This window comes from Planococcus sp. APC 3900, assembly GCF_030407735.1.
Lineage (GTDB): Bacteria > Bacillota > Bacilli > Bacillales_A > Planococcaceae > Planococcus > Planococcus notacanthi.
The window spans coordinates 72364-85079 of the sequence record NZ_JASDCT010000002.1; the positions used below are offsets into that span (position 1 = coordinate 72364).

A 12716-nucleotide genomic window follows, 5' to 3' on the forward strand; every position below is an offset into this window, starting at 1 on the left:
CTAATGATATGGTATATTTAGTTAAAAATGAATGAGGGAAGTAGTATGAAGAATTGTCCTAACTGTGGTGAAGAGAGAAAAGGAAAAGAAAAGTTCTGCGTAGGTTGCGGTAGTCTTCTTGAAGAGAAAGTTCCTTTGGAAAATGAAAAAGTGAAAAAGGAGAAAAAAATCATCTCATCCAAAAGTAAGAAATCAAGAGTCGCTGCAGTAGTTTCAGTTGTTGTGATTCTTATAGGGCTAATTGGAACCCATTTATTTCTTCAGTCAAAGTATGATGTTTCTAATACTTTATCTAAAATGAATCATGCCTATAGTACAGGAGATAAAAGTGAGTTATTGGATTACTTCGAAGTAGCAGAGGGGACTACAAAAAGTGCAGAAGGCTTCTATTCTTTCTTGGAAGAGGAGGGTTGGGAGAATATACGTGATCAAATCAAATCAGAAGCCAGTAGATTAACTGAAGAGGGATTAACCAATATTATTGTGGATTCTAAAGGTAATAAATTGATTTCAGTCCTTGAAAACCCAGTGTTATTTGGTTTGTATCATGAAGTGACTTATTTATTACATCCTGTAACAGTTGAAATGGAAATGCCGTTGAATGGTACAACATTTACTATGGAAGGTGCATCAGTTAAAGGGGACAAAGGAAAAGTAGTTAAAGTTGGCGATTTTTTGCCCGGAAGTTATGAATGGGATGTTAAAGTGGCTAGTGAGTACGGTGAAATTAAAGAGAATGGTTCAACTGAAGTAGTGGGGGACGGCGAAAATATTTACAATTCTACCCCTCAAATTGATGCGGGTATGGTAAATGTTACTTCTGACGTACCGGAAGCTATTTTGTGGATTGATGGAAAGTCCACTGAAAAAACGGTTGCTGAAATAAAATCTTTCGGTCCAATTCCAATGAATGGGACTGTGGAAATCACTGCTGAAACAAAAAATGGCAAAGGAGAAAACGTAAAAGGAGAACCTTTAGCAGTTGAAACTGATTCGGCACATATCCGTTTTGAACATGTACAGGAAAAAGTAACCGCAGAAAGAACTAGGCAACTTGAAGAAAAAAAACTTGAACAACTAGTTGAAACACATGGGCAAGCTGTAGCATCTTTTGTTGATGATTTTCGCTACTCTTTCGAATCTGCCCTGAATTCTGCTGACTTTTCTTATATTGCGGAGTATTTTCCTACCGGTAGTCAAGTCCAGGAAGATTATTTAGCTGATATCAATAGACATTCTGCAATGGAAGAATCCTATTACTATGATTTTCAATCTAACACGACTACAGGTTTAGATATTATAGATGAAAACACTTTTGTGGTCACAACAGCAGAAATGTTTTATTTTGATTCTTATGAAGACCGTCTAAAGTACAATAAAACAAAAGCATATACTATAAAGTTGCTAAATGACCAATATTATATTCAGAGCATAGATCAACTTACCTCAGACAAAGTGGAGATGTAAAAACTCTTTCCTGTATTTCTTAAGTAATTTTTAGGTCGGATAGCTTTGAAGTAACTATATATTAGGCAGCAGATTTAAAAAATGAATAAGTGAAAGAGATACTGCTGAAATTAGCAGTATTTTTTTATGTAAAAAATTTACATATATAATAAACAGATATATATATAAATTTTATATAAAATTACTTATTTTATATCCATATTTTTGTAGACTTAATAAGTCTTTTGAATTACTATTAAAAGTAGTTATTAAAAAAGGAGAGATTATTATTATGGCCAAATTAGTGCCGTGTAAAGCGTGTGAAAAAGAAATTGCAAAAGGCGTTAAGAAATGTCCGAGTTGCGGTAAAGACCAGCGCAATTGGTTTATGAAGCATAAAATATTGACGGCAATTGGTATCTTAGTGGTTATATCAATTTTAGGTAGCCTTGGTGGAAACGATACTCAAGAACAAGCTGCAACTGATACGAATGTTGAAGTTGAAGCTGAGGAAGTTGCTGAAGAGAAATTTTACAAAGTAGGAGAAGCTATTGTAGCAGATAATTTAGAAGTGACGGTTACAGTTTTTGAAGAAATGGAAGTTATTGGGGATCCGGATTTTTTAGGTAAAAAAGCTTCAGAGGGTGGAACTTTGGTAGCGTTGCAATATACAATGAAGAACATTTCTGATGAACCCGTAGGAATGTTCAGTTATCCAACAGTGAGCCTTTTAGATGAAAAAGGTACGAAATATTCATCGGACATAGATGCAAGCAGCTCTTATGCAGTCGAAACAGAAATTGACAACTCGAAAATATTCTCAGACCTAAACCCTGATATTAGTGTAACTGATACAGCGGTTTATGAAGTATCGAAAGAGAAATTTGCCCAAGGTAGCTGGTATGTACAAATTGGTGATGCTAAAGTACAGCTTAAGTAATTACCAAAATTTAAAATAATAAGCTGAAACACTGCCGAAAACGGCAGTGTTTTCTAATGAAAAAATAAACTGTCTTTAAAGTTATCTGAATTAACTGCATTTTTAATAAACTCTGTGTTAAACTAAAATAGGATTCAGAAGAGACTAAAATCAGCCAATTACTTCCTATTAAAACTATACAAGGAGAGATTGTTTAAATGGAAGATATCTATTTTGAGAAAGACTATGCGCGCTTATATGAAAAAATAGAGAAGGGGAAGTGCGAAGAGTTTATTTTTGATCATCCATTAGGAACAGTCAGCCATCTATTTATTAAACGTGAAATTCCCATAGAGCTGGAGGGGCGCGTTTTTTATGATTTGGTAACGCCATATGGATATGGCGGCCCGCGTATGATCAGCTGCAAAGACGGCGACAGGTTAGCGCTGGCCGCGGATTTCCAGCAGGCATTCGGCGATCATTGCCTTAAAAACGGAATCGTTGCCGAGTTTGTCCGTTTTCATCCGGTCGTGAAAAACCACTTGGATTTCAGTGCTTGCTATGAACTGAGCTTTAAACGCCATACCATCCAGACCAACCTTGCAGATACAGATGATCCCATTCTTACTGAGTATTCAGCTTCCTGCAGAAGAGATATCCGGCGTGCGTTGAAGGCTGGTGTGGAGTACCGGATTATCGAGCATCCTGAAAATCTGAATGACTTTAAGGAATTGTATTATTCGACTATGGAGCGAAATGATGCCCAGGCGATTTATTATTTCAATGATGAGTACTTCCAGAATTGCATTGATTTGCTGGGGCCTTATTTAGTGGTGGTGGAAGTGACTTATCAGGGCAACATTATCGGCATGAGCCTAAGCTTTGTCTGCGGTGACTTTATTCACGTTCATCTGACCGGAACGCTTCAGGAATACCACGGGCTGGCTCCTGCTTATGTGCTGCAATACGCCCTTGTGTTGTGGGGCAAGGAACAAGGAAAAGCATTGATTCATCATGGTGGCGGGCGGACTGGTGAACCGGATGACAAACTCTACCTGTTCAAGAAAAAATTTGGACGTAATGAGGAGTTCGATTACTTTATCGGCCGGAAAGTTTGGAACCCGGCAGTTTACGAATCGTTGTGCAAATCCGCAAATCCGCCAGTCGATCTGGAGCAGTTTCCTGCTTACCGGAATCAAAGCTCTCTTGTAACCATCAATTAACGGTGCGTTGTCTCATCTGCTGTCAGGAATTACAAGAAAGGTCAAAAGGGCGCCGATTTCTGAGTTCGCTCTTGGCCATTTAATAAAAAAACAGCAAGTTAAAAGTTTGTTCCAAGAAACAGTAGGAGGTTCGTTATGAAAGAGATTGGTGGATATTTTGGGTTGGATAATCTGGCAGGCACTGAATTTTACAAAGGCCTGATCGGGCTTAATACCGGTCGGCATGCCCTGCTGTACCTGCTTAAAGCGCGGCGCATCACCAAATTGCATATTCCCTATTACTTATGCGACTCGGTCAGCAGGCAGCTGGTGAAGTATGGCTATGAATTCGAGTATTATCATGTGGACCAGGAGTTTCAGCCGATTTTTGATGAAGAACTGGCACCTGGCGAATACTTGTATATCGTGAATTTTTATGGGCAAATTACGGAAGAAAAGACACAGGCATTGAAGCAGCATTATGGGCAGGTGATTCTGGATCACAGCCAGGCTTTTTTCCAGAAGCCATTGCCTGGTGTCGATACCATCTATTCCTGCCGCAAATTCTTTGGCGTGCCGGACGGTTCTTATTTGGCAACCGATGCGATTCTTCATGAAACGCTCGAGCAGGACATTTCTAAAGACCGCATGAAGCATATACTTGGCCGTTACGAGGCGCCGGCAAGTGAATATTACCATGATTTTCACAGCAACGACGGTGTACTCGATGAAACGCCGCTCCTGGCAATGTCCAAACTGACCCGCAATCTGATGGGCGCCATTGACTACGACAAGAGCTGCCGCATCAGAAATGAAAACTACGCTTATCTGGAACAACAATTGGGTGCAGATAACCAAATGAATCTGACCAAACCGGAAGGCGCATTCGCCTATCCGTTGCTGGTGGAGGACGGCATACCCATCCGAAACAAGCTGGCCCAGCAGAAAATCTACATCCCGCTGCTTTGGCCAAACGTTCTGGACGACTGTCCGGAAGATAGCATCGAATACCAATACGCCGCGAACATCCTGCCGCTGCCATGCGATCAACGCTACAATTTAGAGGATATGGCTTACATGGTGGAGATGGTGAAAAAACAGTTGATGTAAAAAGAAGCTCCGGCTTCTTTTTTTTTTATGAATGGAATCCGTGGATGTAAAGGTTCTATTGTAAACTGAACGTAAAAAACATTACGTCTTTATTAATAAAATCAAAAAAAGATGCTATACTAAACGGAATAATCCACTATCGGAATAGTTTGTGCAGAGTTTGAATTACAGAAAAGAGTGAGTCCGTTGTTTACTAATCTTTCCAAGACAATCACCGTCAAAAAGCTCATCGTCTGGATGCTGACCGCATGTTTTATGGTCGGCTTGCCGTTTCTGACGTTGTATGTCAGTGAAACGATTGTCCGAAAAGCGTTGGACATGCCGTTTTCTGTCTGGACGACGGAGTTTACCAAACGCTTTGCCTTGAATATCATCATCTTAATTGCGGTCTTCAATGTCTTGTATATTCTGCCGCGCAAATGGTTCATGTTCACCAGTTTTCTGGTGAGCTGTATCCTGGTTATTTTTGCGGTGGCCAATAATATGAAAATCGAGCTGCGCAATTCCCCGATTTCCCTTGGCGATTTCGCTTTGCTCAATGAACTGCGCGGTCTGGAAAATCCCGTCGATTTGTCGATGCCGCTCATCATCGGGGGGAGTGTGGCTTTTCTTGCCATCACGGCTGCGATTTTCTGGCTGGTGCCGAAAGTCAAAGAATGGTGGGTGCTGAAAATCGGCGTCTCGGTCCTGTCCATGGCTTTCCTGGCCATTTTATGGACGGGCTATCCGTTTTCACCGATGGAAAAAGTGCAATTCCAAAATACCTGGTGGCAGCAGGAAGTCGGAACGATGAGAAATGGCTTGTTCGGCAATTTTGTCTTGCTGGCGCAACAGGCGAAAATCGCCCCGCCGGAAGGCTACTCGAAAAACGCCATTGAAACGATCGGCAAGGACTATGTGCCAGCTGAAAGCACGGCAGAAGAAAAGCCGAACGTCATCATTCTCATGAGTGAAGCCTTCATCGACCCGTACCATTTTGGAGAAGAGAATTTCAACCAGGACCCGATTCCAAATTTCCGCAAATTGTACGATGAATCGATGCACGGCACCATGTATTCACCGGAATTCGGCGGGGGAACGGCGAACGTGGAATTTGAAGCGTTGACCGGTTTGAGCCGCCAGTTCATGCCGGACAGCTCTGTTGCGTATCAGCTGTATGTCAAAAAGCCTTTGCCTTCCGCTGCTTATGCGTTCAAGGATGCCGGATACGAAACGACCGCCATCCATTCGTATTTTGGCTGGTATTACCAGCGGGAATCTGTTTATCGTCTACTCGGCTTCGACCAATTTATTTCCGGGGAAATGATGGACCTGGATCACGCGCTTGGTTCCGGCTGGGGCTTTCCGAAAGACCATAACATCACCAATTCGGTGCTGGAGACTTTAGATACGACCGAAGGGCTGGATTTTGTCCACGCAGTAGCGGTTGAAGGGCATCAGCCTTATAAGCCGCAGGAAGAGTCCGAGTTGGTGAAAACCGGTGAACTGCCGGACATCACTCGGCAGTACCTGAATAAATTCACCGATAAGATGAACAGCGTCGACAAAGAAATCGGCCGCCTTGTAGAAGAACTCGAAAAACGCGACGAGCCGTCGATTTTGGTTTTCTTCGGTGATCATTACCCGACTTTCGGGAACAATAACCAAGTCTACGGTTCGCAAGGGACGCAAATCGCGAACAATATGCTGGGGGATTATGACGATTTCATCAATACCCATAACGTCCCTTACTTCATTTGGAAGTCGGAAGGGAACGAGCCGAAAGAACTGGACTTGTCGCCCAATCAATTCGGAGCCATTGCTTTGGAAATGGCCGGCGTCAAAGGGAACACAGTGACCGCCATTCTGGATGACATGCGGGCAAAAGGCGATGCTGTCATACCGTATAACCAGTGGCAAAAGCAGATGGGCGCACAGACAGAAGAAATGGGCGACCTGCATCAAATCCAATTTGATTTGCTTCACGGCAAACGCCATGTTGAAGAAACGATTCCTGGTTTGATTGCCATGCCGGCGAACGATTACCACCTGGGACTGTATCCCGAAATGGATGTCCAGAAAATCACCAGCAATGGCAATTCCTTCGAAATCCTGACCAAAGGTGTTCCGAAGTTCACGAAATTATTGAGTGAAGACAATGAAGAGCTGGTCGCCGAATGGAATGAACTCGGCAACGGGCTTTCGACATTTACAGTCAATAAAAGCGATGTGGAAGCCGGAGAAAAATTTCGGTTTGCCCTATACGATTCATTGGAAAATATTCTGCGGAACACCGATTATTTTGAAATAGCGGAAACGCCGTAATACGCAAAAGGAGCACATGAAGTCGAAACTTCATGTGCTCCTATACTGTAGACAGAATCTACTCAAAATGAATAACAATATATAATTCCAAACGGGCTGGCCACTTCGCTTTCCGTGGGCTCAGCTTCAGCCTCCTCGTCACTGCGTTCCTGCGGTGTCTTCAGCTTTCGCTGTTCCCACAGGAGTCTGCGTGGCCAGCCCGTTTGGAAGCGTCCCGCTACAAAAGAGAGAGCAAGCTAGGCAGTCACATAAAAAACAGCTTAAATGAAATTGATCATCACGTTGCAAAGGATCCGAAGCGCAGGGCGGCGACTCCTGCGGGACAGCGAAGTGTCGAAATCCACTCGGACCCGAGTCCGAGTTAGTTCGGCGCGAGTCCGCGGAAAGCGTCCGCCTGCAGCGCAGGATCTGCTGCAAATCAGCGGAAATGAATCGTTATTCTTTAAAGGATATAACTATTCTTTTGTCTAAAAGCTAGGAGCACATGAAGTCAAAGCTTCATGTGCTCCTTTTTTTATCTTTTATTCAAACCAAAAGTCTGTAAAGTTATATTTATATGCGCGGTAAGAGAATGTGCTCGCCTCATACTTGAACTGGGCCAAAAGCTCGCCTTCTGCGCTGTATTCTTCCAAGGTCTTGGCCATGCCGCTGTTGATGACGATCGAGTCGCCAGTCGCTTGTGCATTGCTGACGATGGAGGAATAAGGAACGTCGAATTCCTGGACTCGGTCATAGCTGCGGTTGGTTTCGTCCACCAGGAACTTCGTGAATTTGGAACGGTCCTGGTCATTTGCTTCGAAAGTCTGGCTGGTGTCACGGATGACTGCCCCTGTGTAATCCGGGCGGCTTTCGTACCACCAGTAATTATTGTTGTACATATACAAGTAATATTGGCCTTCCGGCAAGCTGTCGTCCGCCACATAGGTAACGGAATGCTGGCCTGCTTGGCTTGGAAATTCGCTGCTTTTTTTGAGCCGCAGCTCTTCGCCTTCGGTGCCTTCCCAGACGTCGTGAATGCCGATCAAGTAATTGATGGTCGGCTGCGTATAGATGTCATCAACTTTAACGATGGTCGAATTTTCCCGCGCGCTGAGGATCAGCGAGTCGCCTGCCAAGTCAATGGAGTTGAAATGAAGCCAGTCCCAGACGCTTTTGCCATCTGTTTCCACCGGTTTCGTTTTTTGCTTATAGCCGCTCAGCAGTTCATTGAAATCGACCAGCAGCTTTTGTTCGCCGGTGTTCAAGTCAATGCTCATCACCAAGTCTTCGACGGTGTTTTTAGCCGGGTCGGAAACGAGCGTCAGCACTTGGCCGTCTTCGTTGATGACAAAATCATGGTGCATGACGTAGCCGTTAAGTTCAAAGGTGTCAGTGATTTTGCCGAGTGGGTTCATCCGTGCCAGCTTTTGGTCGGTCGTGGTGAAGACCATCGAATCTTCGTAAGCCACCATCCGGTCCATGCGGTAATCTTCCGAAATGATTTCAGCGCGCATGGTGCCTGCGTTATCGAACAGGAACGTGTAGCCATCATAATTATTGACACCCATCAACGCGAACAAGCCGTCAGCGAGTTCCGTATTTCCTGAAGACGCCGTCTGTTCCATGGTGATCGGGTAGCCGGAAGTGGTTGCAGGTGCCGCCACTTTGAATGAATAAGTATCGCCTTGTGTGCCTTCTTCATTGATATAGGTCACTTTGACCGTATTTTCTTTGCCGGGCACTAGACCGATCACTTGATATTCTGCTTCTGCAGCAGCGGGATTGGCGTCTTTTGCATCACGCGTAAAATCCGCTGTGCCTTCTGCAGAAACCGTATACGTCAATGTACCGGAATCCGCTGCTTGAAAATGAAGATAAAGCCCGGTGGTATTGGTGCCGAATGGATTCATGACCGCGAGCGGCTCGGACACTTTATAGTTTTCTTCCTGTTTCAGGGCATCCAGCTCTTCTTGGAGCCGGTCGACAATTTTCACGTCATAAGCGGAACTGGAAGGGCTCACCCGCGTATCGAGAAATTCAAGCTCTTCCACCGTAACTTCTATTTCGCCGTGATCCTTCATTTTCACTTCTTCGCTGCAGCCGGTGAGCAAGCCCGCAACCAGCAGTGCAGCACCCGATAGCCAAATTTTTCGTTTCATTATGTAATCCTCCATTAGTTAATCGAAATCATTAAACCTTAGTAACTTTACCATAAATTAAAGATGAATTTCAATTTTATGATGGATTTTTATTACTTTTAATGAAGGCAATTTAAAGGAATTTGAAATCTTTGTGGCGAATGCATCTGAAAACGACGTAAAGGAGTGTTTCCAGTGGAAGAAGAAAACAAAGTACAGCCAGGTTCCATCATTTCTTCAGATTTAACGGTACATCATGCAGAAACGGTCCGCGATTTTTATAAGGAAGTCGTGGGGTGGGGACATAGTGATTTTCAGATGGGGGACTATGCCGATTACATGATGAACACGCCGGACGGCAATCCGGCTGCAGGGATTTGCCATCAAGCGGGAATCAATGAAGGATTGCCGCAGTTATGGATTGTCTATTTCGCGGTTGCGGACCTGAAACAAAGCCTCGAAGCCTGCCAAAACCGCGGCGGCATCGTCCACCGTGAACCTGAAGGCGCTATCGTTTCAGGCAGCTACGCTATTATTGAGTACCCAGCCGGCGCTTTTTGCGGACTGAGCCAGATCTGAAAAAGCTGCTGCCTAGAGAAAAAAGCGGAAAGCGCAGACCTGCGCTTTCTCGTGTTGGGCATCCGGCGGTTTTAGGGTGTTGAACAGTATTCAGGTGAGAACGGATCGTATTTTCCTCAATCGGACAGTATTTGTATCCAATGGACTGTATATGCCGGAGTTTGGACTGTATGTCCAACAACTGGAAGAATAGCTGGTCTCGCATTTAAAGAATAGTGACGCCACCTCCTTATAATCTCCGCGACCAGAATTACAGTCTATAAGTAATGGAATTATGATTAAAACGTTTTTCGGGTTCTGTAGATAACGGACGAAAAGCTGCTTATTCAGGAATTCCATTTCCTGTTCCAGACGAAAAATAGCGTTGTTGCATCAAAAAAATATATTTAATAGATACGCTTCAAAGTACTTATATTTTTTCCGGTATATGGTATGATTCAAAATAGATCAGCTATACGGAAACGATATTAATATATTAACTCACTCGACAATTTTTGAGGGTTGTCCGGTCGATTCTGTATGAAATGTCTATTATCAGCCGATCAGGATTCACCATCAGTTCATTAATTGGAGGTTTATTATGTACACAATAGGATTTGTCATCAGCCACAAAAACAATGAAAAAAGAAGAGCGCTTTTGCCGCAGGATATGCCGAATATCAAAAACATCAAGCAGTTATTTTTTGAAGTAGGATACGGCGAGGCATTGGGCTACTCGGATGCCGAGTATGAAGTGTCAGGCGCTCAATTCGTTTCACGTGAAGAAGTGCTCCAATGTGACGCCATTGTCGATGTGAAACTGGGCAACGCGGATTATTTCGATCAATTGACACCTGGTAAACTGTTGATCGGTTGGGCGCATGCCGTTCAGGATATCGCCTTTACAGATTCGGTGCTTGCAGGAGACCATACAGTGGTCGCTTGGGAAGAAATGTTCGAAGACGGCCGTTACATCTTTTACCGCAACCGCGAAGTTGCCGGAGAAGCGGCGATTCTTCAAGCGTATCAATATTGCGGCAAAATGCCTTACGAAACGAAAGTGGCGGTTCTTGGAAATGGCCATACGACAAAAGGTGTGCTGCGCATTCTTCACGGCTTAGGTGCCGATGTTGATGTCTACGGGCGCAAGCTGGAATCCCTGTTCATCAAGAACATGGGCAATTACGATGTGCTGGTCAACTGCGTTATGTGGGATACGACACGTACAGACCGCATCATTTATAAGGAAGATCTGAAACGCCTGAAAAAAGGAGCGATGATCGTCGACGTCAGCTGTGACCCGAACATGGAAATCGAAACGTCCCGTCCGTCGACCATCGATGATCCCGTCTATACAGTGGATGGCATCATCCATTACACGGTGGACAACACGCCGGCAATGTTCCCGCACACAGTCACGAAAGTGCTGAGCGAAGGATTTTCCCCAATGGTCGATAACTTTGTCGAAGGCAATTGGACCGACATGATCCGTGATGCCGTCGTCATCGAAAACGGCCACATCATTGATCACCACATTAAAGAGTTCAGAGAAGCCAGAAACCTATTAGTGAAATAAAGAAAACAGCCGTTTCCAGTGAAATCATTGATTTCGTCGGAGCGGCTGTTTTTTATTGACCTCTTACTTACCGATCAGTTCCGTAGCCATGTAAACTTTAAGCTTATCAAACAAATAAGCTTGCCCTTTCGTATTTGGGTACAGCGAATTCTGCATCAATGCCGTTTGGGAGATGGCATCACTATGGATTTCAGCAGCCATCACTTGATAGAAATCAAAGAAATGAACGTTGTTGGCAGCAGCCAACGCTTCGCTTGCCTTCATATAAGGCATCATCTCTCTATTGTCCCCGACAGAAGTAGTCGGGTTCGGCGTGCGGATCAGTACTTCCGTATCACCCGATGCCGTGATTTCCTCTAACATCACTCCGTAGTTTTTGGCATACTCTTCAACCGGAATCCTCCAGCCGCCGAGTGCATCGTTCAGTCCTGCGGAAATGACGACCAAATCAGGTGAATGATTCAAGACGTCACTGCCAATGCGCTGTTTCATATGGGAAACAGTATTGGCATTCATCCCGGCGTTGACGATTGTTGCTTGATCCGGATAATTGGATTCGAACCATTTTTCCAGCAATGCCACATGATTCGGATTGCCATCCGGCAGCGAATCGGGGGACGTCACATAATCGCCTAGAAAGACGATGGTGACAGAATCTCCTGCAGCCAGTTTTTCCGCAAACGTCCCGGGTTCTTCGGCGGCCACTGCCTGAGCGCCGCTTGTTTCAGGGAGGAGTGCTGTTTCTTCTGTGATTTCGATATTGCCGAAGTTGGTTTCACCGATGATAATCACAAGGATTAGGCTAATGATAAGTACGTAAACTAACTTATTGAGCATCATATTACCTACCTTTCTTAGTAAACGTAATTACATATTACCATACATGTTAGTACAATTAACTAAAATTTCAGAATTTTTATGAGTATTCAGCCTTAAATCCCTTGGATGGACTGTTTTCATAGTTTTAAACGGTTATAATGGGGAACAATATAAGTAATGTATAACTGTCACGGGTATAAAGGAGGCGCCGGAAATGAAGCAAATAGGAGAGAAATTGAAAAAATTGAGAGAAGACAATCAGCTGAGTGTAGACGAGCTGGCGCTTGCATTGGGTTTTGCAAAAACAGTGATTTGGGGATATGAAAGCGGCAAAAAGCAGGTAAGTGTTTCCCATCTGGAAATATTGGCCGATTATTATAAAGTAACTGTCGATTTCTTATTGGAGCGGGAACAAATCTCTGACACATTGGACCTTCTAAACCTAACGGATTTGAATTCCATCAAACTGGTTGTAGATGACCAGCCGGTGAATCAAGAAGAACTTGCAGAAGTAACCTCTTATCTACAGGTCAAACGCCGCTTAAAAGAAGAAGCTGATCAGCTTCAAGGACGGGTTGCGGACTTGAAAGAGGGTTAATAAAAAGTGCAAAGCAGCCATCAATGGATGGATGCTTTTTTTAGTGGGCACAGAGTGCCGGGCAGTC

10 protein-coding genes are annotated in these 12716 nt (G+C 44.1%); 8 read left to right on the top strand and 2 right to left on the bottom strand.

The genetic code is table 11. The features are described 5' to 3' along the window. Positions 1–45 precede the first annotated feature (45 nt). The 5 genes from QMA04_RS04450 to QMA04_RS04470 all read left to right on the top strand — a co-directional run bounded on the left by QMA04_RS04450 (position 46) and on the right by QMA04_RS04470 (position 6981). Entirely contained in the window at positions 46–1467 is a 1422-nt protein-coding gene (locus QMA04_RS04450) for a TcaA 3rd/4th domain-containing protein (protein ID WP_290184162.1), read from the top strand. Between the two features lie 268 nt (positions 1468–1735). Beyond that, positions 1736–2386 (top strand): DUF4352 domain-containing protein, encoded by a 651-nt coding sequence (locus QMA04_RS04455; protein WP_290184680.1) that lies wholly within the window; start codon positions 1736–1738, stop codon positions 2384–2386. 197 nt (positions 2387–2583) lie between these two features. After that, positions 2584–3588: a GNAT family N-acetyltransferase gene (locus tag QMA04_RS04460; RefSeq protein ID WP_290184163.1), complete on the top strand. Its 1005-nt coding sequence runs from the start codon at positions 2584–2586 to the stop codon at positions 3586–3588. A 135-nt stretch (positions 3589–3723) separates the two neighbouring features. Further along, entirely contained in the window at positions 3724–4677 is a 954-nt protein-coding gene (locus QMA04_RS04465) for a hypothetical protein (protein WP_191713688.1), read from the top strand. A gap of 186 nt (positions 4678–4863) precedes the next feature. Next, the gene (locus QMA04_RS04470) at positions 4864–6981 is read left to right on the top strand and encodes an LTA synthase family protein (protein WP_290184166.1); all 2118 of its coding nucleotides are present in this window, start codon (positions 4864–4866) and stop codon (positions 6979–6981) included. Between the two features lie 521 nt (positions 6982–7502). On the opposite strand, the gene QMA04_RS04475 is transcribed toward QMA04_RS04470, so the two are convergent. Continuing rightward, the gene (locus QMA04_RS04475) at positions 7503–9119 is read right to left on the bottom strand and encodes an aryl-sulfate sulfotransferase (RefSeq protein ID WP_290184168.1); all 1617 of its coding nucleotides are present in this window, start codon (positions 9117–9119) and stop codon (positions 7503–7505) included. A gap of 174 nt (positions 9120–9293) precedes the next feature. Between QMA04_RS04475 and QMA04_RS04480 the strand changes: the two genes are divergently transcribed. Both QMA04_RS04480 and QMA04_RS04485 read left to right on the top strand, forming a co-directional pair. After that, the gene (locus QMA04_RS04480; protein WP_290184170.1) at positions 9294–9677 is read left to right on the top strand and encodes a VOC family protein; all 384 of its coding nucleotides are present in this window, start codon (positions 9294–9296) and stop codon (positions 9675–9677) included. Between the two features lie 580 nt (positions 9678–10257). Next, positions 10258–11232: a N(5)-(carboxyethyl)ornithine synthase gene (locus tag QMA04_RS04485; protein WP_191713692.1), complete on the top strand. Its 975-nt coding sequence runs from the start codon at positions 10258–10260 to the stop codon at positions 11230–11232. 63 nt (positions 11233–11295) lie between these two features. On the opposite strand, the gene QMA04_RS04490 is transcribed toward QMA04_RS04485, so the two are convergent. Beyond that, positions 11296–12072, bottom strand: coding sequence for an SGNH/GDSL hydrolase family protein (locus QMA04_RS04490; RefSeq protein WP_290184173.1), 777 nt, complete (start codon positions 12070–12072; stop codon positions 11296–11298). A 193-nt stretch (positions 12073–12265) separates the two neighbouring features. On the opposite strand from QMA04_RS04490, the gene QMA04_RS04495 reads away from it, so the two are divergent. Next, on the top strand, positions 12266–12649 hold the full coding sequence (locus QMA04_RS04495) for a helix-turn-helix domain-containing protein (RefSeq protein ID WP_290184175.1): 384 nt from the start codon (positions 12266–12268) through the stop codon (positions 12647–12649). Positions 12650–12716 lie beyond the last annotated feature (67 nt).